At 58.9% G+C, this 23758-nt stretch carries 20 protein-coding genes; 5 read left to right on the forward strand and 15 right to left on the reverse strand.

Going from position 1 to position 23758, the window contains the following annotated elements; genetic code table 11:
- Positions 1–40: 40 nt before the first annotated feature.
- The 4 genes from rpmA to UM93_RS05670 all read right to left on the reverse strand — a co-directional run bounded on the left by rpmA (position 41) and on the right by UM93_RS05670 (position 5340).
- On the reverse strand, positions 41–295 hold the full coding sequence (gene rpmA / locus UM93_RS05655) for a 50S ribosomal protein L27 (RefSeq protein WP_045074260.1): 255 nt from the start codon (positions 293–295) through the stop codon (positions 41–43).
- 38 nt (positions 296–333) lie between these two features.
- On the reverse strand, positions 334–642 hold the full coding sequence (rplU, locus tag UM93_RS05660) for a 50S ribosomal protein L21 (RefSeq protein ID WP_045074262.1): 309 nt from the start codon (positions 640–642) through the stop codon (positions 334–336).
- 475 nt (positions 643–1117) lie between these two features.
- On the reverse strand, positions 1118–2092 hold the full coding sequence (locus UM93_RS05665) for a patatin-like phospholipase family protein (protein WP_045074263.1): 975 nt from the start codon (positions 2090–2092) through the stop codon (positions 1118–1120).
- Positions 2093–2322: 230 nt separating this feature from the next.
- Positions 2323–5340, reverse strand: a complete 3018-nt coding sequence (locus tag UM93_RS05670) for an Rne/Rng family ribonuclease (protein WP_045074265.1) — start codon at positions 5338–5340, stop codon at positions 2323–2325.
- A gap of 337 nt (positions 5341–5677) precedes the next feature.
- Here UM93_RS05670 and UM93_RS05675 point away from each other — a divergent pair, with 337 nt between their 5' ends.
- Positions 5678–6307 (forward strand): vitamin K epoxide reductase family protein, encoded by a 630-nt coding sequence (locus UM93_RS05675; RefSeq protein ID WP_045074267.1) that lies wholly within the window; start codon positions 5678–5680, stop codon positions 6305–6307.
- Positions 6308–6346: 39 nt separating this feature from the next.
- Here the strand turns inward: UM93_RS05675 and trpS are convergent, their stop codons facing one another.
- The 3 genes from trpS to UM93_RS05690 form a co-directional block, all read right to left on the reverse strand.
- A complete protein-coding gene (trpS, locus tag UM93_RS05680; RefSeq protein ID WP_045074268.1) occupies positions 6347–7387 on the reverse strand; it encodes a tryptophan--tRNA ligase in 1041 nt (346 codons plus the stop codon).
- Between the two features lie 256 nt (positions 7388–7643).
- Positions 7644–8117 (reverse strand): GNAT family N-acetyltransferase, encoded by a 474-nt coding sequence (locus UM93_RS05685; protein ID WP_082057027.1) that lies wholly within the window; start codon positions 8115–8117, stop codon positions 7644–7646.
- Between the two features lie 10 nt (positions 8118–8127).
- Positions 8128–8520 (reverse strand): MerR family transcriptional regulator, encoded by a 393-nt coding sequence (locus UM93_RS05690; RefSeq protein WP_045074270.1) that lies wholly within the window; start codon positions 8518–8520, stop codon positions 8128–8130.
- A gap of 75 nt (positions 8521–8595) precedes the next feature.
- Between UM93_RS05690 and UM93_RS05695 the strand changes: the two genes are divergently transcribed.
- A complete protein-coding gene (locus UM93_RS05695; protein ID WP_052663647.1) occupies positions 8596–9363 on the forward strand; it encodes an alpha/beta fold hydrolase in 768 nt (255 codons plus the stop codon).
- 123 nt (positions 9364–9486) lie between these two features.
- On the opposite strand, the gene ndk is transcribed toward UM93_RS05695, so the two are convergent.
- The 4 genes from ndk to ileS all read right to left on the reverse strand — a co-directional run bounded on the left by ndk (position 9487) and on the right by ileS (position 15223).
- The gene (gene ndk / locus UM93_RS05700) at positions 9487–9900 is read right to left on the reverse strand and encodes a nucleoside-diphosphate kinase (RefSeq protein WP_045074271.1); all 414 of its coding nucleotides are present in this window, start codon (positions 9898–9900) and stop codon (positions 9487–9489) included.
- A gap of 69 nt (positions 9901–9969) precedes the next feature.
- Positions 9970–10461: a DUF4233 domain-containing protein gene (locus UM93_RS05705; protein ID WP_234399387.1), complete on the reverse strand. Its 492-nt coding sequence runs from the start codon at positions 10459–10461 to the stop codon at positions 9970–9972.
- Between the two features lie 2 nt (positions 10462–10463).
- Positions 10464–11819 (reverse strand): bifunctional folylpolyglutamate synthase/dihydrofolate synthase, encoded by a 1356-nt coding sequence (locus tag UM93_RS05710; protein WP_045074273.1) that lies wholly within the window; start codon positions 11817–11819, stop codon positions 10464–10466.
- Positions 11816–15223 (reverse strand): isoleucine--tRNA ligase, encoded by a 3408-nt coding sequence (gene ileS, locus UM93_RS05715; protein ID WP_045074275.1) that lies wholly within the window; start codon positions 15221–15223, stop codon positions 11816–11818. Before ileS ends, UM93_RS05710 begins: the two co-directional genes overlap by 4 nt.
- A 253-nt stretch (positions 15224–15476) precedes the next feature.
- On the opposite strand from ileS, the gene UM93_RS05720 reads away from it, so the two are divergent.
- Positions 15477–16460: an endonuclease/exonuclease/phosphatase family protein gene (locus tag UM93_RS05720; protein ID WP_045074276.1), complete on the forward strand. Its 984-nt coding sequence runs from the start codon at positions 15477–15479 to the stop codon at positions 16458–16460.
- A gap of 16 nt (positions 16461–16476) precedes the next feature.
- On the opposite strand, the gene UM93_RS05725 is transcribed toward UM93_RS05720, so the two are convergent.
- Complete coding sequence (locus UM93_RS05725) at positions 16477–17277, reverse strand: SDR family oxidoreductase (protein ID WP_045074278.1); 801 nt, start codon at positions 17275–17277, stop codon at positions 16477–16479.
- Between the two features lie 93 nt (positions 17278–17370).
- On the opposite strand from UM93_RS05725, the gene UM93_RS05730 reads away from it, so the two are divergent.
- Both UM93_RS05730 and valS read left to right on the forward strand, forming a co-directional pair.
- Complete coding sequence (locus UM93_RS05730) at positions 17371–17982, forward strand: short chain dehydrogenase (protein ID WP_045074280.1); 612 nt, start codon at positions 17371–17373, stop codon at positions 17980–17982.
- A gap of 265 nt (positions 17983–18247) precedes the next feature.
- Positions 18248–20866, forward strand: coding sequence for a valine--tRNA ligase (gene valS / locus UM93_RS05735; RefSeq protein WP_045074281.1), 2619 nt, complete (start codon positions 18248–18250; stop codon positions 20864–20866).
- Between the two features lie 114 nt (positions 20867–20980).
- On the opposite strand, the gene UM93_RS05740 is transcribed toward valS, so the two are convergent.
- The 3 genes from UM93_RS05740 to clpX all read right to left on the reverse strand — a co-directional run bounded on the left by UM93_RS05740 (position 20981) and on the right by clpX (position 23634).
- Positions 20981–21622: a mycothiol-dependent nitroreductase Rv2466c family protein gene (locus tag UM93_RS05740; RefSeq protein WP_045074283.1), complete on the reverse strand. Its 642-nt coding sequence runs from the start codon at positions 21620–21622 to the stop codon at positions 20981–20983.
- Between the two features lie 75 nt (positions 21623–21697).
- On the reverse strand, positions 21698–22324 hold the full coding sequence (locus UM93_RS17055; protein ID WP_052663649.1) for an RDD family protein: 627 nt from the start codon (positions 22322–22324) through the stop codon (positions 21698–21700).
- Positions 22325–22350: 26 nt separating this feature from the next.
- On the reverse strand, positions 22351–23634 hold the full coding sequence (clpX, locus tag UM93_RS05750) for an ATP-dependent Clp protease ATP-binding subunit ClpX (RefSeq protein ID WP_045076958.1): 1284 nt from the start codon (positions 23632–23634) through the stop codon (positions 22351–22353).
- Positions 23635–23758 lie beyond the last annotated feature (124 nt).

Here is a 23758-nt window from a genome sequence, read left to right on the forward strand (position 1 = left end):
GCCACCTGGCTCGCCCCACCATGAGAAATTCAGAAGCTGCTTAGACTGCAGCGACGATGTTGACTACCCGGCGACCGCCACGGCTGCCGAATTCAACAGCACCGGCTTCCAGCGCGAACAAGGTATCGTCCTTGCCGCGACCAACACCGTTGCCCGGGTGGAAGTGGGTGCCGCGCTGGCGAACGATGATCTCGCCTGCGGAGACAACCTGACCGCCGAAGCGCTTCACGCCCAAGTACTGAGCGTTCGAATCGCGACCGTTGCGAGTGGAACTCGCGCCCTTTTTATGTGCCATTTTTCTACCTGTCTAGTAAGTGCGTTGGGCCAGAGGCCTTAGGCGATGGAAGTGACTTTGACCTTGGTGAGTGCCTGGCGATGGCCTTGGCGCTTCTTGTAACCGGTCTTGTTCTTGAACTTCTGGATCACGATCTTCGGGCCACGGAGATCTTCAAGGATTTCAGCCTTGACCTTGATCTTGGCCAGATCTTTGGCGTCCGAGGTGATCTTCTCACCATCGACCAGGAGCACAGCGGGCAGCTCAATGGTGCTGCCAGCCCCACCGGGGACGCGGTTTAGGGTAACGAAGTCTCCTACGGAAACCTTCTCTTGGCGGCCGCCTGCGCGGACAATCGCGTACACCACTGGGGAACTCACTTCTCTCGACGTTATATCTAGCTTTTATTGCTTACAAATTTATGCGCGGAGGCTTTTCCGCTGTGCCATTCGCCTCAAGGTCTTGCTTGCTGAGATACAGCCTGCAGACACAACCCACTAACGGCGGATGCACCGACAGTCTAGGATACGCTATTGAGCGCTTGTGCTGCAAATGCTGACTTCTTCATCAGGCGCAGCGGCACGGTAAACCGCGCCTTACCATTCTAACGGCCTTCACTAAGCCCCGCCAGCTCGCCACGCCCGGGCAGTTTGGTTTTTAGCAGTTAGATCTTAATTTGCCAGCCGTTCGGCAAGATCGATATCCGATCGCGCCGGATTGGATTGGATGGGCCGTGGCGTTGAAGCTCCAACACCACGACCCATCCGGCTCGTACTCAAGGTAGCACTCAGGGTTGCACTCAAGGTAGCAATCAGGATGAGTGGCTGCTCATCAACCCTTGGCTCAAAGTTCAGCGATCAGTTGCTGTAAGCCAAGGCCCTGCTGATAGCCGCCCCGGGCAGCCTGTTGGCGAGTGGCCGGATCCGCAGCGCTAGCATTGAAAACATCTCCCGCGCCCACAGCTGGAAAAACCGTCTGCACTCTGCTGCCGCTAGCGAGCAGTTCCTCCACCTGGCTAGCCAGATCCATTCGCCACTCGCTTGGTGTCCGCGATTTGCCGGCGAACGGCGAAAGGATCAGCACTCGGCGGTGTCCAGCGGCCAAATCGGCGTTTTCATTACGTCGATAACCACCATTGATATAGCGTTTGGCGCCGATCCGATAGCTACCGCCGAAACCATTGCTAGTACTGGCCGCGACAGCATCAACCAGCTCCACGCCGCTGTTCCGGTCAAATACCTCTGGTTCGCCGGTCTGGGCGTTGACAGCCGTGATCAGCACCGCTTGCAATGGCCAGTCCTGTTTGGGGAGTCTGGCTGCAACAGTGCTGCGCCAGCGGAGCTGCAAGCTGCCGTCTGAGTCGTCTCGACCCAGCGCCGCCGCCCCCATCCGACGACGCATATCAGCTGCGTCTTGAGCGGCGGCGATAATTCCGGCTGACCAATCCATATACTGTACTGCTTGCGCGGTGGCAGCGCTGTGCTGTCCGGGTCTGTGTTGCTCGGGCCTGAGCTTGCTCGAGGGCCGATGCTCTGGCTCGGACAGAATGGCTGCATAAAGCTCAGCGGGGCTGATACCGCTACTAATCTGAGCAGCCACCGTCGAGCCGGAAGAGGTGCCGATCAGCAGATCGGCTGCGCTGAGATCGATACCGGCCTCTGCTACACCGGCAATGAGACCGAGTTGCCAGGCATTCCCGGCCGCTCCGCCACCGGCTAAGACCAGGGCAAGGCTGTTTCTGTTGTCCGGAACTGGCAGAACCGCTTGGGCTTGCCGGCCTGGCGTAATTGGCTTGGTTGAAGAAGGTGTTGTGTTCATTGAAGTCGCCTTTCAGGAGTGAACCGTAAGGCACTCCCACGTCGACTAAGCCAGTCGCGTGATCGTGAACAGCGAGGGAACACCCACGGCAAATACTGGTTTCATGGGTCTCACCTCCTGAACACTAAAGACGATCAACGTAATAATCGCACGGCACCGTGGCGACGCACAAGGGCCTTCACCTCGGCCCGATCAAGCACCGGCAACCCGAGCCATCCGAACTCGATGGCTTAGAGATCGGCTGCTGGCACCCCAACGCCGAGAATCAAAGGCTCCGCCGAATCGGTATTCTGCTCCGTTTTTTGCTGCGCAGCGTTTTGCTGTGCCGAGTCTTGCTGAGCAGTGCGCCGGGGCGGGCTCGAGTTCACTACCGCCCCAGTTGACTCGCCCTCAATCGATTGGACCTCGGTACTGTTCGCGGCGCCCTGCGCTCGGCCTGCTGCCCGGTGCCTGCGGCTCCGTGGCTTGCGGGCCGTATTGGACTCGGCCGCCGGGGTCAAGTGATCGAACACATCAGTGAGGGACTCTAGTGACAGCGAACTTTGGGGTTCAGCATTCTCAGCTGACTTTCGGTGCGGAATAACAACCTGTTCCGCGCCAAAGGTCAGTACCGGAGAGTTAGCATCGGCAGTTTCGGTAACCTCAACAACTTCACTAGCTTCGCCAACCGACTGCACCGAAGTTGCTGAGGTGCTCCGCTCTGCCGGTTCCTGATCCGCGGCCGTCGACTCTGCCATCGGCACTGCATTGGCGTCTCCAACATGCTGATCGAGGTCGTGATGAGCGGCTTGGGCAGCGGCAGCAATATTCGCTAATGCGGTCCGAGCCGCTGAAGCCTTCGCAGCACGTTCCTGTTCGCTCAATTCCTCAACCTCAGGTTCGGGCTGATTCTGCTGACGGTTACGACTTCGCTTCTTCTCACCGCGTGAGGGCCGCTGCTGTTCGTTTCGAGGCTGATGCTGTTCTGCCGCAGCGCTATGTACCGAACGGTGCTCCACGGGTTCGGCGTGGGTGACCACTCCCCGACCCGCACAGACCTCGCACTGCTCGCCAAAAACCTCAAGCAAACCAGTACCCATTCGCTTACGGGTCATCTGCACCAGGCCGAGTGAAGTGACCTCAGCGACCTGGTGTTTGGTCCGGTCGCGTCCCAAACACTCCACCAGCCGACGCAACACCAGGTCTCGGTTGGATTCCAACACCATATCGATGAAGTCAATAACGATAATGCCGCCAATGTCCCGCAGTCGCAATTGCCGGACAACTTCTTCGGCTGCCTCCAGGTTGTTCTTGGTGACAGTTTCTTCTAGATTGCCGCCGGAGCCGGTGAATTTTCCGGTGTTCACATCGACCACTGTCATTGCTTCGGTGCGGTCGATCACTAATGAGCCTCCGGAGGGCAGGAACACCTTGCGTTCCAGCGCCTTCGAGATCTGCTCGTCAATCCGGTAGGAGGCAAAAATGTCCTCTGAGCTGTCCCACTTTTCCAGCCGGTCAAGCAGGTCCGGTGCCACGTAGGTGACATAGGCTTCGACGGTGTCCCACGCTTGCTCACCCGAGATGATCAGCTTGCTGAAGTCCTCGTTGAACACATCGCGAACCACTTTAATTGTCAGATCCGGCTCACCATAGAGCATTTCAGGGGCCAGGGTCTTGCTTGAGCTCGCGCGGGACTCAATGTTCTCCCACTGCGCGCGCAGACGATTGATATCGTGAGTGAGTTCTTCTTCGCTGGCACCTTCTGCAGCGGTGCGGACAATAACGCCAGCGTTCTCAGGCAGGTTGTCCTTCAAGATTCGCTTCAACCGGTTGCGCTCGACGTCGGGGAGTTTACGCGAAATCCCGGTCATCGAACCACCCGGGACGTAGACCAAGTATCGGCCGGGCAAGGAGATCTGTGAGGTTAGTCGGGCACCTTTGTGTCCAACCGGGTCCTTGGTCACCTGCACCAGAACCGAATCGCCGCTCTTCAAAGCGTGCTCAATCCGTCGTGGCTGGCCGTCTAGATTGGCTGCCTCCCAGTCCACCTCGCCGGCGTACAGCACCGCGTTACGGCCCCTACCGATATCAACGAAAGCCGCTTCCATGCTGGGCAGCACGTTCTGCACCTTGCCCAAGTAGACATTGCCGATCAGCGAATCTTGCTGAGTTTTGGAGACAAAGTGCTCGGCCAGAATACCGTCCTCAAGAACGCCGATCTGGATACGCTCATCGCGCTGCCGCACCACCATCACTCGGTCGACCGATTCGCGCCGAGCCAGGAATTCTGCTTCGGTGATTACCTGACGGCGCCGACCGGTGTCCCGTGACTCGCGACGCCGCTGCTTCTTCGCTTCCAAACGAGTAGAGCCCCGCACCGAGGTGACCCGATTCGAACCCGCTTCGGAGGGCTGGCGAGGTGCCCGGACCCGAGTAATCGTGTTGGGCGGATCATCCTCACCGCCACCAGTTAGCTCAAGATCAGCGTCCCCACGGCGACGACGGCGCCGACGGCGCGAGGTGCCAAGCTCAGTGGTCTCTGAGTCGGCGGCTTCGTCCTCGGTGCTGGACTCGGAAGCCTCGGTATCGACGTTTCCGCCCTTATTTCGGCGGTTCCGAGAGCGGCGCCGACGGCCGCCTTCCTCCGCTCCCTCCGGACTCCCCTGCTCCTGGTCTGCCTCATCGTTGTTGCCCCGTTCGGCTGGCTCGCGACTCGGCAAAGCAAGCGATAGATCGGGGGCGTGAAAGAGCAACGATGTCGGCGCGGAGGCGGGTTCTAAGAACAGCCCGGCTGCCACAGTGCTCGTCGGCTGAACGGTCACCGAATCGTTGGCGGTCCCCTGAACCGTGCTGGAGGTTTCAACACTTGGCTGCTCCTCGGGAGCCGCTTCGGCGCTTGCCTGGTCGTCTACTTTGACATCTTTTTTCCGGGTAGTAGCCCGTTTGGTGGTGGAGCGCTTTTTAACCGGCGCAGCCTCTGTCTGCGACGCAGTGCTGTCCTCGGCGATCAACTCTGGTTCGGTCGAGCTGCCCTCTGCGGTTGCTTCGGCTGCCTTTTTGCTTCGAGTCGTCCTTCTGGTCTTCTTGACCGGAGCCTCCTCGGCGGCAACCTCGGCGCTTGGTGTTTCCTGCGTCTCAGCAGCCTCGGCGCCGCTAGTGCTGGTACTCTCTTCGATCTTTTTTGCCGATTTGCGACGAGTGCGCTTCACAACGGGCTGCTCCGGTGCCGTTTCGACTGCCGGTGTGACTTCGTTTTCTTCAATTTCCATGCGGCTGTGCTCCAGCCTTCGCTGTGTCGCCACAATCGGCACGAGCGAAGGCTCAGTTGTCAACACCCGCAGGCATTGACCGAAATCAGTGGATTACATCTCGGACGGCACCAACTGATAGGTGCATCAGCTCCGAAATGCCGACCATAAGCCCCCTCCTGAGCCGCGGCGGATATTTTTATATCAACACCTGGCGGTAATGAGGCAAACAGTCGGACTGAGCGTTGCTTGTGGCACAACCTCAGCCGTGTTCATTCTCTCACACGCCTTCTCGACTTGGCGCCTGCGCCGCGCTGGCTGTGCCAGGCCTTCAGTTTCACAGGCTACAATCAGCCCCATGGCCTCCTCATCTGCTGCTAGCAATCTGACCGGCAAAAAGCCCTGGATCGTTGGGGATCGCCCCTTCGCCTTCCTGCTTCTGATCACCAGCTTTGTCTCTTTTCTGGCCGCAGCGGCCCTGGTGCTGGACCGTTTGGAACTCTATAAGAACGCCAATGCGGTACTGACGTGCGACTTTAACGCCTTCGTCTCCTGCGGCAAGGTGATGGAGCAACCGCAGGCGGCCCTTTTCGGCTTCCCCAACCCCTTTATTGGCATTGTCTGCTTCGGCATCGTTTTTGCTGTCGGCATGTCGATGCTCGCGGGTGCGAAGTTCGCACGCTGGTACTGGGTGTGTTTCCAGATCGGCGTTACCCTCGGCATGATCTTCATCTGCTGGCTTTGGTTCCAAGCGCTTTACGTGATCGCTATCCTGTGCCCTTGGTGCATGGTGGTCTGGGCCATGATGATCCCGCTCTTTGTCTGGACGACCATCCGCAATCTCGTTCATGGCGTGATTCCGGCACCCGCAGGCCTGGTGAAATTCCTCTCCAACTGGGGCTGGACCATCGTCGTGCTCGTCTATCTTGGGGTAATTGCCAGCATCTTCTTCCGCTTCGTCAATCTCTTCTTCACCAGCAACGCCTGAGTTTGCTGGCGCGAGAATTTTTCAGCTTTCGGAGCCCGCTCAGTACACCATGCCCATTGCGCTTCGAACCCGGTGCAGGGTTTCCTCGGCCTGCTGATTGGCTCGCGTGTTGCCAGTCCGAAGCACCTCAGTGACGAGTCCTGCCTGCTTGGCGAGTTCCGCGCGACGTGCTCGGAACGGGGCGAAATAGTCGTTGACCGCCTCGCTGGTAACGTTCTTCAACGCGCCCGCCCCCGCCTCACCCAATTGCTCGGCGACAGCTTGCGGACTCAGGCCAAGACAGACCGCTGCGGTGTCCAGTAACGCCGAAACCCCGGGACGACGCTGCGGATCGTAGCTGATCAGCCGAAGCCCGTCGGTCTGCGCTTTGCGGATAACCGCCGTGGTCTGATCCGCGGTCATGCTAAGTGCAATGCCGTTGCCGTAGCTCTTCGACATTTTCCGACCGTCCAGACCAGGCAACTCAGGGGTGTCGGTGAGCAGCGCCTCAGGGATGCGGAACACCTCGCCGTATCGTTCATTAAAGCGACGTGCAATGGAGCGGGTAATTTCAACGTGAGGCAGGTTATCTTTACCGACCGGAACCACATTCCCCTGGCAGAACAAGATGTCTGCGGCCTGGTGCACGGGGTAGGTCAGCAGCAAACCACTGAGGGTCCGTCCAGAAGCCGCCAACTCGGCTTTCACGGTGGGGTTTCGGTGTAGTTCGGCTTCGCTGACCAGGCTGAGAAAGGGCAGCAGCAACTGGTTTAGCGCGGGAACCGCGGAGTGGGTAAAAATAGTTGATCGTTCCGGATCAATTCCAGCGGCCAGGTAATCAAGCACCGCGTTGTGCACGTTCTCGCGTACTCCCTGGGCGCTTTCACGATCGGTGATCACCTGGTAGTCGGCGAGCACCAGAAAAACCTCGATCCCCAGGTTGGCTAGTCTGACTCGCTCAGCGATACTGCCGAAATAGTGACCGAGGTGCAATCGCCCAGTCGGTCGGTCGCCGGTGAGCACACGGTAGGACTCCGGGTGGAGAATCAAGTCTCGAGCTAGTTGCTCACTCCGGGTGCTGGTGCTTTCAAATGAATCCATGGTTTCTCCTTGATAAGGAGCTGCCGACACCCCTCACGCCGACTACAGCGGGCGCAAAAAAGGGCTGCCTAGGCAGCCCCGGGGTTGGCTCAGTAGAGCAAAAAGTGGGCTGCTAAGACAGCCGCCACGCTCCACTAAATTTCTTCACAACTCTAGGTTAGCAGCATTGCACTGACGCTCGAGCTTTGAACTACTTCGCACCGAGTAACTGTCAGCCACCCCTGTCACGCAAGTCGTCAGTCACTTGAGTCGTCTGTCATTCGAGTCGGAGAATGACCTCCTCTATCTGAGCTTTCCGGGCGTTAGCGAAACCAGTATCCTGGCCTACAACAATAAATCCCACCTTCTCCAGAACGCGGCGCGACGCTACGTTATCCGCCGCCGCCCGCGCCCGCACAGGTCGCTCGGTCTGAGCGAGCACCAGTCTCAGCGCCTCGGTGGCGTGCCCTTGCCCCCAATGCTCCCGGACAATCCAGTAAGTCACCTCCGGGCAACCAACCTCTGAAGGAAAAGTGGAAATGGTGCCGACGAGCTCGTCATTGTCGTTGACAACTGCCCAATGCCTTGCCCCGACGATCTTTGATGTACGCGCCAGGTGTGCATCAAAAGCTGCCCGGTCCCCCGGATCCTCAGCCGTGAAAGCGGCCATCCTGACCGCTACTGGATCAGCCATCATCTCAAAGACAACGTCGTGGTCGGCGGCTACCAGCTGCCGTAGTTTGGTTCTCACAACAGTGACTTTACCTTCGCTGGCTGACACGTTCTAGGTAGGCGCCGAGGGCGTCGCGTCGCTGCTGGATGCACTCCACGCAGCGGCACATCCGCTGGTAATGGTCCTCAATCTCCGCCAAGGCGGCCTCATCCTGATGTTGCTCGGCGATGTCGCCCGACTCATCGACGCCGATCAGCAACGACCTCACCAGTCGCAGAGGCAGACCCGCAGCCACCAAGTCAACGACGTTCCTCGCCCGATCGAGCTGTTCCGGGGCATAGAGTCGCACACCCGTGTAATCCCGCTGCGCTGGAGCGAGCACCCCTTCGGCGTCGTAGTGCCGCAGCACCCGCACACTGACACCAAGTTCTGCGGCAAATTCGCTGATCGATAGTAACTTCTGCTGGTCTGCTTGGCTCACGATTTGACGCTACCACTAGCGTCAACGTGCCACCCTTCCCGGGGAAGGACTCGCTATCGGCAAGGAAGAGAGAAAATGAGCATTCAAGCAGCCCCGGTGCTCCCGGGAGGAAAATCTGTCCGCTATTTGGATTTTGGCGTTGGTCCGCAGACGCTGGTCTTTATTCACGGTTACGGTGCCAGTTCGATTCCCTATTTCGCCGAGTTCTGTGCGCAGCCAAGTTTGCATCCGGTGCGAAAAATCTTGATAGATTTGCCCGGCTTTGGTCTGAGCGACCGGCCGGAAAGCTATGGCTATGGTTTTGAGGATTTCGCCCAGTGTGTCGCTGAGGTCCTCGAGCACGCCGGGGTGGAGCAGTTCGATCTGCTCGGCCACAGCATGGGCGGCGCCGTGGCGATTTTGCTCGCGGCCCGGCTGGCAGGGCGCTTGCGGAAGCTGATACTGGTCGAACCCAACCTCGACGCCACGGGCAGCGAGGTAGTGCGGTGCGCCCGAGAAGGGCTGACTGGGTCGGAGGGCGTACAACGACGGCGGGAACTAGAAGCATTGGCTGGTGAGTTTTGGAGCTCGACGCTACGGCTTGCCTCGGCGGAGGCATTGCAGGGGGCAGCGGCGTCCTTTGCCACCCCGCGCAATCCGAAGCTCACCGATTTACTCAATGGGATCACGGCACCCAGGCTGGTCTTGCTCGGCGAGGAATCCGAATTCGATCGACTGCCACTGCAACGACTACAGGCCGACGTTCGGATTATCGACGTTGCCCGTGCCGGCCACAATGTGATGCTCGACAATCCGGGCGAGTTCGCCGATCGAACCCTCAGCTTCCTCAGCTACGTCCCATAGCCCCGGCGCCCCGGCGCGAGTTCGTGGTTTTGTCTCGGATTCGCTAGTAATTACTGGCGAATCCGAGACAAAACCACGAACTCAGCGGAAAGGCGAAGTCGACACTACGGGAGCGTCCCAATCCTAGAACCAGATGGCGATTTCCCGCTCGGCGGATTCCACTGAGTCGGAGCCGTGCACCAGGTTCTGTTGGACCTTGAGCCCCCAGTCGCGTCCCAGGTCACCACGAATCGTGCCGGGCGCGGCAACTGTCGGATCGGTGGCACCGGCGAGGGAACGGAAGCCTTCGATCACCCGTTCGCCTTCGAAGATAGCGGCCACTACGGGGCCGGAGAGCATGAAATCGAGCAATGGCTCGTAGAACGGCTTGCCGACGTGTTCGGCGTAGTGTTGTTCAAGCTGCTCGCGGCTGGCCGCGGTCTTCTTCAGCTCGGCGAGCCGGTATCCCTTAGCCTCAACCCGGGCGAGAATCGCACCGGAAAGATTGCGGCTCACGCCGTCGGGCTTGACCAGGACAAGAGTGCGCTCAACGCTCATAGTGACTCCTTGAAAATAATTTTAGTTGATCTACTTTTAGTTTAGAGGGTGCTGGGCACCGCCCTGAGCCTAGCTTTCGGGGTGTTCTAACTCCCAAGCCTTTTGTGCCTTCTCCCGGTCCGCGCTCTCCCGATCCAACCGAGCACCGGTGCGCAAGCCATACCACCAGGAGAGGGCGAAGAGCGGGCCGATAACGAACATCATTGGCTCGAAAAAGCCCAGTGCTATCAGGACCAATTGCAGAGCCCAGCCCAGCCAGAGCGCCCACTGTTTTTTGAGAAAGGCGCAGGTGCCGATTAGCACCACGCTCAGTGCCAGGCCAACAATCAAAATCGTCACGCCTGGGATTTCGTGAGAGCGCAAGCCAAAGATCACCAAGGTTGCGAAGAATGCTACGAAGGCTTCCAAGCTGAGCACCGTCGAGGCAAACATGATCTTGGTGGATCGACGTTTCTTGGGCGTGCCGGGACGCCATTCGCGCTGGGCCTTAGTTTGCCGCAGCGGCGTTTTCCGTTGCGGCGCAGACTGCCCACCGGAGGTTGACGACGATGAATCGGACACCACTACGCCTTCCCGAGCAGAATTCTGGCCTCGGCCACTAAGGTAATCGAACCGGTCAGCAAAACCGCACCGGAGAGATCGTTATTAGCCTCGGCTCGCTCAACCGCCCATTCCAGTGCATCGTCAAGCCGCTCGGCAATATGGATATTCTCTTCCTCGAAGCCCGCGTCGAGCGCCAGCTCGGCCAGCTCTCCCGCCGGAATAGCACGCGGGGAATCGGATTGCGTCAAGCAGATCTCCTCGGCGAATTCGTCAAGCGACTCCCTGAGCTGCTCCAGGATCTGTAAAGCATCCTTTTCCTTCAGCACGCCCAGCACCACCACCAGCTTGCTAAAGCTAAAGGCCTCCTCCAGCGCCTCAGCGGTGGCTTTAATGCCAGCCGGGTTGTGTGCAGCATCCACCACGACGGTCGGCGCGGTACGCAGCACCTCTAGCCTGCCGGGCGAAGTCACCGAAGCAAAAGCCTCCTGCAGCACCGCGAGATCCAATTCCTTTTCGCCGCCACCGAAGAAAGCTTCCAGCGCGGCGACAGCGACGGCGGCATTCTCCGCTTGATGGGCACCGTGCAAGGGCAGCTGTAGATCAGGGTAACGAGCTGCCAGGCCTTGCACGGTAATCAGCTGGCCGCCAACGGCGACTGCTCGCTCCGCGACGCCGAATTCGACTCCTTCAAAGCGGAACTGAGCCCCCACTTCCTGTGCCTTCTCCAGTAACACCTGAGCCGCATCACTGGGCTGCGCCGAGCTGACCAAGAAAGCACCGGGCTTAATGATTCCGGCTTTTTCCAAGGCGATATCGCGGGTGGTATCACCGAGTAGTTCGGTGTGGTCCAGTGAGATGGGCGTTACCACCGCGACGGCGCCGTCGGCAACGTTGGTGGCGTCAGTAATGCCGCCGAGACCGACCTCAAGGACCACCACATCAACAGGCTGATCGGCAAAAATTGCGAAGCCGAGAATGGTCAGCGATTCAAAGTAGGTCAGCCGGGGCTCCCCCGCAGTTTCCAACTCATCATCGACGATTTGCAGGTAAGGTCGGATCTCGTCCCAAATCCGCACGAAAGTCTCATCGGAAACCGGTTCACCATTGATGCTGATCCGTTCAGTGACCGAGCTGAGATGCGGGCTGGTGTAGCGCCCGATGCTGAGTCCGTGCGCGCGCAGGCCAGCTTCGATCATCCGAGCCGTGGAGGTTTTGCCATTGGTGCCGGTGAGATGAATCACCGGATAGGCCTTTTGCGGCTCCCCCAATACTTCCATCGCGCGGAACAGCGGAGCCAATCGCGGCTCCATTTTATTTTCCGGGGCCCGGCTCAGCAGTTCGGCGTAAACGCTCTCCACCGAATATTCGTCAATCATGCCCGCACACCCTTCACCAGGTTCTCTGCTACGTCCTCAACGCTGTCTTCGGCGTGCGTCCGGGCCACCGTGATCACGGTTTCTTCATCCCCGGGCACCAATTCCAAGCGTGCCGAAAGCGTCTCGGTGCGCACTAACTCGGCGTTCGCCTCGAGTGCGTCGATCACGCTCTGCGGAGCACTGACCGTGGTGACAATCCGATCGCTGACCTGCAGCTCAGCGTCTTTCCGAGCTTGCTGGATGCTGCGCACCAGGTCCCGAGCAACGCCCTCGGCCTCCAGTTCCGGAGTCACCTCGGTGTTGAGCACCAGGAAGCCACCAGGCAGTAGCGCGACCGAGGTGCTGCCCGATTGCTGTTCCGAAACCGCCGTTTCCAGGCTGTATTCACCCTCCTGCAGGGCCAAACCACCGGCGGTGACCAAACCGGCATCATCCACCGACCAGTCGCCGCTTTTGGCACCCTTAATCGCCAATTGCACGTCCTTGCCCAAGCGTGGGCCCACGGCCCGGGCGTTGACCGCGAGCCGCTGCTCAATACCGAATTCGGCGAGCGAAGCAGATGCTGCGTCGAGGAAACGTACATTCTTGAGGTTCAGCTCATCGGCAACGATCTCCGCAAAGGGTTCTAGCGCATCGGCGGCGGGCACCACCACCGTGAGCTCCTGCAACGGCAAACGCACCCGCAGCTTGGCAGCCTTACGCAGCGAAGAGCCGACCGAGCAAACCTGTCGGACAACTTCCATCGCCGAGACTAGCTCCTTATCGGCGCGGAACTGCTCGGCCCCGGACCCGTCGGCCAGCGGCCAGTCGGTCAGGTGTACCGAACGTCCACCGGTCAACCCGCGCCAGATCTCCTCGGTGACCAACGGCAACAGCGGAGCCGCGGCCCGGCAGAGTGCCTCCAGCGCGGTGTAGAGCGCATCGAAAGCGTCCTGGTCCTCGTCGAAGAAGCGCTGCCGGGACCGCCGAACATACCAGTTGCTGAGCATATCCAGGTAGCTGCGCAGCACATCGCATGCATCGGAAATCTCATAAGCATCCAAGGCCTCGGTGATAGCTTCCACCATGGTCGCAGTATTGGACACCAAGTATCGGTCCAAACTGTCTTGGTAGCCGTCATACCGCAGTTGAGCGTCATAGCCTTCGCCCTGATTTGCGGCATTGGTGTAGAGGGTGAAGAAGCTGTAGACGTTCCAGAGCGGCAGGATCACCTGACGCACGCCATCGCGAATACCCTGCTCGGTAACGATCAAATTACCACCGCGCAGGATCGGGGACGCCATCAGGAACCAGCGCATCGCATCCGAACCATCGCGATCGAGCACCTCGGAAACATCCGGGTAATTCTGCAGGCTCTTGGACATCTTCTGACCGTCCGAGCCAAGCACGATGCCGTGGCTGATCACGTTCTTGAAGGCGGGCCGTTCGAAGATCGCGGTAGCCAGGATGTGCAGCATATAGAACCAGCCGCGGGTCTGGCCGATGTATTCGACAATGAAATCTGCCGGGTGGTGGGTGTTGAACCACTCCTCATTTTCGAAGGGGAAATGCACCTGGCCATAGGGCATCGAGCCGGAATCGAACCAGACATCCAAAACGTCCTCGACCCGGCGCATCGTGGCCTTGCCGCTCGGGTCATCGGGGTTCGGCCGGGTCAGCTCGTCGATGAAGGGCCGGTGCAGATCAACCTGACCGTCCTTATTCAAGGGCAAGCGGCCGAAGTCTGCCTCCAACTCGGCCAGCGAGCCATAGACGTCGGTGCGTGGGAACTTGGGATCATCAGACTGCCAGACCGGGATTGGGCTGCCCCAGAACCGGTTACGGCTGATCGACCAATCCCGGGCGTTCTCCAGCCATTTACCGAACTGGCCGTCTTTGACGTTGCCGGGGATCCAGTTGATCTCCTGGTTCAGTTCGATCATTCGATCCTTGAACTGGGTAACCTCGACGTACCAGGAGGAAACGGCTTTGTAGATCAAAGGATTGCGACAGCGCCAGCAGTGCGGGTAGCTGTGCTCGTAGCTGGCTTCGCGAACCAGGCGCCCGGAATCGCGCAACACCTTGATGATCGGCTTATTGGCTTCAAAAACTTGCAGCCCAACGATGCTGGACAGCGCACCGCCTTCGAACATGTCCTCAAAGCGCGCACCCTCGTCTACCGATAGGCCAACTGAGATGCCATTTGCATAACAGATGCGTTGATCGTCCTCGCCATAGGCGGGTGCCATATGGACGACGCCGGTGCCATCAGTAGTAGTAACAAAGTCGTCAACCAGGATTCTGAAGCCATTGGCGACGCTTCGAGTTTTTACCGGTGACAACGGCGTCGATGTCGTCTCATCCTCAACGACCTCCGTAAACTCCCTAAAGAAGTCTCGGAAATCCGGCCACAGCGGTTCGTAATACAGATCTCGCAGCTCCTTACCAAAGTGTCGGCTCAGCACAGCCTCCGCGGCAGCATCGGCGGATTCATAGCCCAGGTCCTTGGCATAACCGCCAAGCAGCGCTTCGGCAAGTAGGTACTTCTGGCCGGGCCTGCCTTCTATCTGTCCGGGAACTACTACATAAAGGATCTCCGGCCCAACGGCAAGCGCTTGGTTACTCGGCAAGGTCCAGGGCGTAGTGGTCCAAGCTAATGCCTGCACTCCAGCTAGTTCCTGAGAAAGTTCGGACTCCCCTAACTTAAGTGGAAACCCAACCGTGACAGTTTGATCCTGACGCATTTTATAGACGTCGTCGTCCATCCGCAGTTCGTGGTTAGACAGCGGTGTCTCGTCCTTCCAGCAGTAGGGCAGCACCCGGAAACCTTGGTAGGTCAGGCCCTTTTCATGCAGCTGCTTGAAAGCCCAGATGACCGATTCCATGTATTCGACGTTGAGCGTCTTGTAGTCATTATCGAAGTCCACCCAGCGAGCCTGCCGAGTGACATACTCGCGCCATTCCTTGGTGTATTTCATCACCGATTCGCGGACGGCGTCGTTGAACTTGTCGATGCCCATCGACTCGATTTCGTACTTCTCGGTGATGCCGAGCTGCTTCATCGCCTCCAGCTCAGCTGGCAGTCCGTGCGTGTCCCAGCCGAAGCGGCGCTCGACCCGGCGACCGCGCTGAGTTTGATAACGAGCCACCAGGTCTTTGGCATAACCGGTGAGCAGGTGCCCGTAGTGCGGCAGACCGTTGGCAAAGGGCGGGCCGTCGTAGAAGACGAACTCGTTCGAACCGTTTTCTCCGGCCGGGCGATTGTCGATGCTCGCTTGGAAGGTGCCGTCTTCATTCCAGTACTTGAGAATCTGCTCTTCCACCGAGGGAAAGGAGATGTTCGTGGGAACTCCAACGCTCGTTGGGGCGTGCTGATCTTGGCCTGCTGATGAGGTTCCCAGAGATGACTTCGGGTAGTGCGGCATCGTGACATCCTGCGGTCGTTCGGTTTCAGGATGCAAGGACGGCACAAGACCCCTTTCGATCAAGCACCGCGGTACCACCTCGCTTGCCACCCGCTCAGTTCACCGAGTTGATGGCCGCTCATAACTGCTATCACGGGCTTACCCGTCCGGTTCTACTTGCCGCCAAGGTTCCACAGGCCGCGTTCTTCCGGAAGCTCACCGGTGATAGCCGGGTCAAAGCTGTTGAAATAAGTCTAAGCCATAAGCTTGGAAGATGCCTGCCCGCCACCGCCCTCGTCTTTGGCTAGTGCTGCCGGCGGCTTTTCTGGCTCTGCTAGTGGCAATTCCCAGCGGGCTGCGAATCCTGCCTTGGCAGTTGCCGGAGTTGGCGATTTCGCTGCTCGCGCTGCTGCCTTGGTTCGTCATCCCGGCAGCGGCAGCCCTTATTTTGGCGCTTTGTGGCCGGGCCAAGTGGCTGAGCGCGCTGTGTGCGATATTGCTGCTCGGCCAGTTGTTTTGGCTTTTCCCGCTCGATGCCAATCGTGCTGAGCCTTGCGCAGCCGGTTCGAGGATTGAGATTGGCTCAATGTCCCTCAACACCCGTTATGGACAGGCCGACGCCGATCGCATCGTCCAGTTAGTGCGCGAAAACCGGATCGGGCTGTTGGCACTGCAGGAGTTCGGTGGCGATCTGGAAAAACGACTAGCTGCCGCCGGAATCGATCAGCTACTCCCCCACAAAATCACCAGCCAGGTCCGCGGTCCGGGTGGCAGTGCGCTGTACTCAAAATTTCCACTAGAGCAGTTGGCACCAGTAGCGAATACGCCTCATGAAATGGTTCAAGCCAGGCTTCGCATCAATGAGGTTTCCGGTCTTGCCCTTGAGGTGACGAATGTGCACACCATGATCCCGGGTTCCGCAACAACGGCGCAGTGGCGTTCAGACCTCAAGACGCTAGGTCAACTTCCCTCGGGCGAAAACCAAAGAATTCTGCTGGGTGATTTCAACGCCAGTCTGGACCATCAGGAGTTTCGCGAGTTACTCACGAAAGCGAGCCTGAGCGACGTCGCGAGCGTGAATTGGAAACGAATAATACCAACTTTCACACCGCTCGCCGGGCTGATTCCGATCGTTACCCTCGATCATTTGGCAATCAGCCCCGGTCTGACTGCCAGCGACTACACTATGCAGGCGGTCGGCGGAAGCGATCACAGCGCGGTCTCCGCTCGACTCTCCATTCCGGAGAAGTGCGGCTGATCGAGCGGAGCTCGAACTAGGAGTTCCGAACTACCTTATAGGCCGCCGCCTGAGCTACCGGCCGCAGCACAATCTCGTCGAGATTCACATGATGCGGCAAGGACACCGCATAGCGAACCACTTCGGCGACGTCCTCGGCGGTCAGCGGCTCGGCCACCCCTTGGTAGACCTTGGCGGCTGCTTCACGATCACCGGCTAGGCGGTTGAGTGCGAATTCCTCGGTCTGCACCATTCCCGGCAGCACCTCGATAACCCGTAAGTTGTGCTCCACCTCTTCTAGGCGTAGTGCCTGGGTGAGTGCTCGCTCGGCGAACTTTGCCGCGTTGTAACCTGATCCACCTTCATAGGCGACCAGGGCCGCTGTGGAGGTGAGGTTGAGGACTGTCCCGCTACGGCCTGCGCGCAAGATCGGCAGGAATGCCTGGGTAAGTTTCATAGTGCCAATAACGTTCACCCGGTACATCCAGTCCCAGTCTTCAGCTTTGGCTTCGGCAAGCTTGTCCGCACCTCGAGCTCCGCCAGAAATATTGATCAAGGTATCGATGCCCCCGGCCTCGGTGACCTGTTGTACCAAGCTGGCTACCGCAGCATCGTCGGTAATGTCGGTGGGGATGGCTATCACACCGCTTTGCTGAGCGAGCTCACTCAATCGGTCAGCCCGTCGGGCCACCGCGAATACTTTCCAACCTTGGGCAGCCAGCGCCTTGGCGGCTGCCTGCCCAATTCCGGTGCTAGCCCCGGTGACGACCGCACTGCGAACCGCTCCGCGCGGGTCGGTGGCGTTGGGGACGGGGTTATTGCTCGCTGAAGTGTTCACACATTCAGCCTAGCGCTGGAATTATTTTGTTACCCCCTCGGTTGGCCGAAAGGACACAGTTATGGTTCATCTCGTGCTAGCTAAGGAGCAAAAATGCAGATCTTATTGGTAGGTAATAGCGGTACTGTCGGCGGCGCAGTCGAAACAGCCCTGACGGCGCGCGGACACCAGGTGACCGGCGTGAGCCGAAGCAGCAGTCCTGCTTTGGACACCTCATCGCTAGGCTCGGTGAGCGAATTCTTCGAGGCCGCAAAGCAACAGGGCATTAAGTACGACGCTGTCGTAGTCACCGCCGGTGGTACGCCCTTCAAACCGCTCGCGGAACTGACCGCCGAGGACTTTTCTCAGGCGCTTCAGGCGAAGGCGCTTGGTCAAATCGCGGTAGCCCAAGCTGCCACCCCATTACTTACTGACGGCGGTTCGATCACCCTGATCTCCGGAATTCTTGGCGAAATCCCGGTGCCGCAGGGCACCGCGGCATCGGTTGCCAATGCGGCTGTGGACGGCTTCGTCCGCAACGCCGCCGGCGCGCTGCCACGTGGACTTCGGATTAACTCAGTGAGCCCGACCGTGCTGCAAGAATCCTGGCAGGCCTACGGACCGGCCTTCCCCGGGGCCACCCCCGTTGAAGGCAGCGCCGTTGCTAATGCCTTTGTGCGCGCCATCGAAGGCATCGAAAGCGGACAAGTCATTAGGGTCTGGTAGCTGACCCACACCTAGGCAGGCCCAGCGTCTCTCTGCATCCGACGGGTACAGCATCACTCAGTGGGACAGTCGGGAGGCCACGAACGGTTGGGGGGCAACGAGGTACAGGTAGTTCAGGATCGTGCGGCAGAAGTAGTCAGAAGGGGTGGGAGGACAATCAATGGGACAACTCGGAAAGGCAAGAGGAATCGGCGGTTGATGGAAGGTCGGGGGCGGAGCAAGGAACTGGTGTCTCGACTCGCCGCCAGCCATGAAAGAATCAAGTATGGCTGAAAACATTCCGGGTATAGACACGCCCGCAAACCCGACCAGTACTGTTCCCGACAAACCGGCGCTCGAAGGACTGGAGAATAAGCTCTCGGCTCGCTGGCGAGAACAAGGTACCTACAAATTCGATACCGAGACTTCTCGTGAGCAGGTCTTCTCGATCGATACACCGCCGCCGACCGCTTCCGGTTCACTGCACGTCGGTCACATGTTCTCTTACACCCAGACCGACGTGATTGCTCGCTACCAGCGGATGCGCGGTAAGAATGTTTTCTATCCCCTGGGTTGGGACGATAACGGCCTGCCCACCGAGCGCCGCGTGCAGAATTACTATGGCGTGCGCTGCAACCCATCCATTGCTTACGACCCTGACTTCACTCCCCCAGCCGAGCCAGCTAAAAACGAGCGAGACTTCATTCAGATCTCTCGTCGCAACTTCATCGAGCTCTGTGAAGAACTCGCCATCGACGACGAAAAGGTCTTTGAGGACCTCTTCAGCACGCTGGGCTTATCGGTTGATTGGTCGCTGACCTATCGCACCATCGATGACGCCTCCCGGGCGATCAGCCAGCGCGCGTTCTTGGCGAACCTCGCTGCCGGCGACGCCTATATGGCTGAGGCACCCACGCTCTGGGACGTCACCTTCCGCACCGCGGTAGCGCAAGCAGAACTTGAGGATCGGGAACGCCCGGGCGCCTTCCATCGGGTGGCTTTCCATCGCCCCGGTGGCGAGCCGGTCTACATTGAAACCACTCGCCCCGAACTCATTCCGGCCGCAGTTGCACTGGTCGCCCACCCCGACGACGAGCGGTATCAGCCACTCTTCGGCACTAAAGTCACTTCCCCGCTGTTCGGCGTCGAACTCGAGGTAAAGGCACACCCCTTGGCCAAGCCAGATAAGGGTTCTGGCCTGGTCATGGTGTGTACTTTCGGCGACCTGACCGATGTCACTTGGTGGCGCGAACTGCAACTTCCCACTCGCCCCATCGTCGGCCGTGACGGCCGGATTGTGGCGGAGACGCCGAGCTGGATTAGCGGCGAAGGCGTGGCACATTACGAGGCTCTGGCTGGCAAAACCACCTTCAGCGCCAAGGAGACAATTGTTCAGCAACTGCGCGACAGTGGGGACCTGGACGGCGAGCCCAAGCCCATTATCCACCCGGTGAACTTCTACGAAAAGGGCGATAAGCCGCTCGAGGTAGTCACCAGCCGCCAGTGGTACATCCGCAATGGTGGCCGCGACGCCGAGCGCCGTGAACGACTCATCGAACGCGGTAAAGATGTGGAGTTCCACCCTTCATTTATGCGGGCTCGCTATGAGAACTGGGTCGAGGGACTCAACGGCGATTGGCTAGTTTCTCGGCAACGGTTCTTCGGCGTACCGATTCCGGCTTGGTATCCCCTGGACGCTTCGGGAGAGCCGGATTACGATCACCCGATCCTGCCAGCGGATGACGCTCTCCCAGTCGACCCCGCCGCCGAGCCCGCGCCAGGTTATGCCGAAACGCAACGCGATCAACCCGGCGGATTCACCGGTGATCCAGATGTGCTCGACACTTGGGCGACGTCCTCACTGACCCCCCAGTTGGTGGGCGGCTGGAGCCGTGACGAAAAGCTCTTCAACAGTGTGTTCCCCTTTGACATGCGACCACAGGCTCACGAGATCATCCGAACCTGGCTGTTCTCCTCGATGGTGCGTGCCGATGCTCTTCAAGGCAAAGCACCTTGGCGACACGCGCCGATTTCCGGCTGGGTGCTCGACCCGGACCGGAAGAAGATGTCGAAGTCAAAGGGCAATGTGGTGGTGCCAACCGATACCCTCGACCAGTTCGGCGCCGATGCGGTGCGTTACTGGGCCGCCTCAGCTCGTTTGGGCGTCGACACCGCCTTTGATACCGGTCAGATTAAGATCGGCCGACGGCTCGCGATCAAACTGCTCAACGCCTCAAAGTTTGTCCTAAATCTTGGCGCCACCGAGCAAAACGTGATCTCCGAATCGAATCTCTCAGTACTGAGTAATCCCTTGGATCGGGCGCTGCTGGCACAGTTGGCGGAGGTCGTGGAACAGGCCTCGACGGCGTTCGACGGCTATGACTATGCTCGGGCGCTGCAGATCTCCGAGAGCTTCTTCTGGTCGTTCACCGACGATTATGTCGAACTGATCAAGGACCGAGCCTACGGTGCCTCCGGTGAGACAGAGCAAGCCAGCGTTCTGGCGGCTCTGGCCACCACTCTGGATACCCTGCTTCGGCTGTTCGCGCCCTTCATTCCGTTCGCCACCGAAGAAGTGTGGTCCTGGTGGCGGACCGGATCGGTGCACCAGGCGAGCTGGCCAGCGGCCGTCCAGGTGGTGGATGGCGACACCAAAATGCTCAGCACCTTGGGCAGCGCGCTGAGCGGCATCCGCAAGGCCAAATCCGAGGCTAAGGTCAAGCAACGCACCGAAGTACTGAGTGCCCGGGTGAGCGCTCCGGCCACTGAACTGGAACGGCTCCGCAACGGTCTGGTTGATCTCAAGGCAGCGGCTAATGCCCGCGAGCTCGAACTGGTTAATGGCGATGAGCTCGCCGTCGCTGACGTCGTGCTCGCCGAGGCTGAGGAAGCCGCCCAAGCCTAGCCCCGCGCAACGGCCCTCATCGCACATCGAGTGTGCAGATCTACACGCTAAGCACGCGTCTTCAGGTGTAGATCTGCACACTCGATGTTTAAGCGTCGAAAACGTTCAGATAGCTTAGTCGAACTGCGGTGACTCGGTCCTGGTTCGCTTTAGCTCGAAGAAGTACGGGAATTCACCGAGGGTCACTGCCGCGTCCCAGATTCGACCAGCTTCCTCACCGCGCGGGATGCGGGTCAGCACCGGGCCGAAGAAAGCGGTGCCGTTGAAAGAAACCACCGGGGTGCCAACTTCCTGGCCAACCTGGGATATCCCGGCTTCGTGGCTGGCGCGCAACTGCTCGTCGTAATCGTCCTTTTCAGCGTAGTCGATCAATTCGGCAGGCAAGCCAACCTCGGCCAGCGCACCCTTGATCGCTTCAAGGTAATCCGAAACACCCTCGTTGTGGATTCGCTTACCAAGTGCATCGTAAAGCGGTTTGACCACTGCCTCGCCGTGCAATTGCTGGGCCGCTATCACCACCCGCACTGGAGCCCAGCCGCGCTGCATCAACGACTTGTAAAAGTCTGAGAGATCCTCTTTGTTCTCGTTCAGCACCGAAAGGCTCATCACGTGCCAGTCAACCTGAATACCGCGAACTTTCTCCACCTCGCCGATCCAACGCGAGGTCACCCAGGCGAAGGGGCAAATCGGGTCGAACCAAAAATCGGCCTTATTGGCTTTTTGTGTTTCCTCGCTTAGGCGGGCGGTTTCAGACATGATTGATCTCCTTCGACAGTGGTTACAGCAGCTTCAACGCAGCGGTTGCACAGTGCATTCCTAAACAGGGAATTCCTAAGCCTGGTTAAAAGTATCCCGACCGTTCTTAGTATCAATAATCACTGCCTTGACCAGCTTGTCCTGCCAGCTTTGCGCCCAACCGGTGGTCGAGTCGAAAAGCGGCGAAAGCCAAAAAAGCAGACCGCCAATACCACCGGTCAGTTGGGAGCCGAGGACAACTACCAGGCCGCGCAAGAACGCTTGACCCCAGCCAATCGGCTGACCGGTCTCGATTGAAACCAAGCGGAGACCCATGATCGACATACCAGGAGTGCGTCCTTTGGTGGCGATCAGCCACCAATAGATGAAGTAATAAACAAGTAGCAATACCCCGGTAGCCACTATCGCAATAGCGATGCTGCCAAAGATGCTAGCCGCCTGGGAACTACTTAACTCGTCCAAATTGTGGCGACGCGAGTGGTCATTGGCAATCTCGATTGTGGTGAAGATCAACGGCAGAAAGGAGAGGAAACTTAGCAGGGTCAACGGTAAACCAAAGATCACCCCGTCCAGCAACCACACGAGAAGTTGTTTACCCGCCGTTGTCGCTCTGGCACCCTGCAGCGCCGCTGCGCCGTAAGGAGCAGCTGGCTGACCGTAGGGCGAGGGATATTGTTGGGCGCCGTAAGGCTGCTGACTCATCGCACTCCGATCCGAATCCGCCGAGGCTAGGCCGACTTATTCCTACGCTTAGCCACCACATCATGCGGGATGAGAGTTAGCTGGCCGCTCTCCTTGACCGACTCGGCGGTGACAACGGCAGAAGCAATGTCATCGCGGCTCGGAAGCTCAAACATCACCGGTAGCAGCACTTCCTCCAGGATTGCGCGCAGCCCACGGGCACCGGTGCCACGCTCCAACGCCTGATCGGCAATAGCGTCCAGGGCCTCGTCCTCGAAGCTGAGTTCCACCCCGTCCAAGTGGAACATCTTCTGATACTGCTTGATCAGAGCGTTTTTCGGCTCGGTGAGGATCTGAATCAGCGCATCACGATCCAGATGAGAAACCGTGGTGATCACCGGAAGCCGCCCAATGAATTCGGGAATCAAGCCGAACTTCAGCAGGTCCTCCGGCATCACATCGCCATAGCTGGCTTCCTCACCGGAAAGCGCACCGAGCGGAGCACCGAAGCCAATGCCTTTCTTTCCAGCTCTGGCACCAATAATCTCCTCCAGACCAGCAAAGGCACCGGCCACGATGAAGAGCACATTAGTGGTATCAATCTGGATGAATTCCTGATGCGGGTGCTTCCGCCCGCCCTGCGGTGGCACCGAAGCGACAGTGCCTTCAAGAATCTTCAAGAGTGCTTGTTGCACGCCCTCACCGGAGACATCCCGGGTGATCGAAGGGTTTTCGCTCTTACGTGAGATCTTGTCGATTTCGTCAATATAAATAATGCCCTGTTCGGCCTTTTTGACATCGTAATCGGCGGCCTGGATGAGCTTCAACAGGATGTTCTCGACGTCCTCACCGACGTACCCCGCCTCCGTGAGGGCGGTGGCGTCGGCGACCGCGAACGGCACATTGAGCCGTCGGGCTAGGGTCTGCGCGAGATAGGTTTTGCCACAGCCGGTCGGCCCGATCAGCAAGATATTCGATTTGGCGATCTCGACATCGTCGTGATGGCTGCCATCGGCTAGTGCCTGGCCCTTGGAACCGGCCTGAATACGCTTGTAGTGGTTGTAAACAGCAACCGAAAGGGAACGCTTCGCCGGTTCCTGGCCGATGACATATTCCTGCAGGAAGTTGAAGATTTCCTTCGGCTTCGGTAACTCGAAGCTACCCAGATCGGCGACCTCGGCAAGTTCCTCTTCGATGATCTCATTGCACAACTCGATGCACTCATCACAGATGTAAACACCGGGGCCAGCAATTAGTTTGCGCACCTGTTTCTGGCTCTTTCCGCAGAAAGAACACTTGAGCAGATCCGTGCTCTCACCCATACGAGCCATCACAATCCCTTTCGCAAAAACCACTTACCATTCAACTCTATGGCAATTTCCGCCCGATGCTACGTCAAACGCCGGGGCGAGCCATAAATATGACTCACCCCGGCGCTGATGTTCGAAACTAGAA

It is taken from the genome of Psychromicrobium lacuslunae, from assembly GCF_000950575.1.
GTDB lineage: Bacteria > Actinomycetota > Actinomycetes > Actinomycetales > Micrococcaceae > Renibacterium > Renibacterium lacuslunae.

What these genes read in the sequence shown, in the direction of transcription:
- UM93_RS05670 (WP_045074265.1), bottom strand. Translation starts at nt 5,340, where the DNA reads ATGGAAATTGAAGAAAACGAAGTCACACCGGCAGTCGAAACGGCACCG.
- ileS (WP_045074275.1), bottom strand. Translation starts at nt 15,223, where the DNA reads ATGCCGCACTACCCGAAGTCATCTCTGGGAACCTCATCAGCAGGCCAA.
- UM93_RS05710 (WP_045074273.1), bottom strand. Translation starts at nt 11,819, where the DNA reads ATGATTGACGAATATTCGGTGGAGAGCGTTTACGCCGAACTGCTGAGC.
- ndk (WP_045074271.1), bottom strand. Translation starts at nt 9,900, where the DNA reads ATGAGCGTTGAGCGCACTCTTGTCCTGGTCAAGCCCGACGGCGTGAGC.
- UM93_RS05740 (WP_045074283.1), bottom strand. Translation starts at nt 21,622, where the DNA reads ATGTCTGAAACCGCCCGCCTAAGCGAGGAAACACAAAAAGCCAATAAG.
- UM93_RS05695 (WP_052663647.1), top strand. Translation starts at nt 8,596, where the DNA reads ATGAGCATTCAAGCAGCCCCGGTGCTCCCGGGAGGAAAATCTGTCCGC.
- UM93_RS17055 (WP_052663649.1), bottom strand. Translation starts at nt 22,324, where the DNA reads ATGAGTCAGCAGCCTTACGGCGCCCAACAATATCCCTCGCCCTACGGT.
- UM93_RS05730 (WP_045074280.1), top strand. Translation starts at nt 17,371, where the DNA reads ATGCAGATCTTATTGGTAGGTAATAGCGGTACTGTCGGCGGCGCAGTC.
- trpS (WP_045074268.1), bottom strand. Translation starts at nt 7,387, where the DNA reads ATGGATTCATTTGAAAGCACCAGCACCCGGAGTGAGCAACTAGCTCGA.
- UM93_RS05665 (WP_045074263.1), bottom strand. Translation starts at nt 2,092, where the DNA reads ATGAACACAACACCTTCTTCAACCAAGCCAATTACGCCAGGCCGGCAA.
- valS (WP_045074281.1), top strand. Translation starts at nt 18,248, where the DNA reads ATGGCTGAAAACATTCCGGGTATAGACACGCCCGCAAACCCGACCAGT.
- UM93_RS05675 (WP_045074267.1), top strand. Translation starts at nt 5,678, where the DNA reads ATGGCCTCCTCATCTGCTGCTAGCAATCTGACCGGCAAAAAGCCCTGG.
- UM93_RS05720 (WP_045074276.1), top strand. Translation starts at nt 15,477, where the DNA reads ATGCCTGCCCGCCACCGCCCTCGTCTTTGGCTAGTGCTGCCGGCGGCT.
- clpX (WP_045076958.1), bottom strand. Translation starts at nt 23,634, where the DNA reads ATGGCTCGTATGGGTGAGAGCACGGATCTGCTCAAGTGTTCTTTCTGC.
- rpmA (WP_045074260.1), bottom strand. Translation starts at nt 295, where the DNA reads ATGGCACATAAAAAGGGCGCGAGTTCCACTCGCAACGGTCGCGATTCG.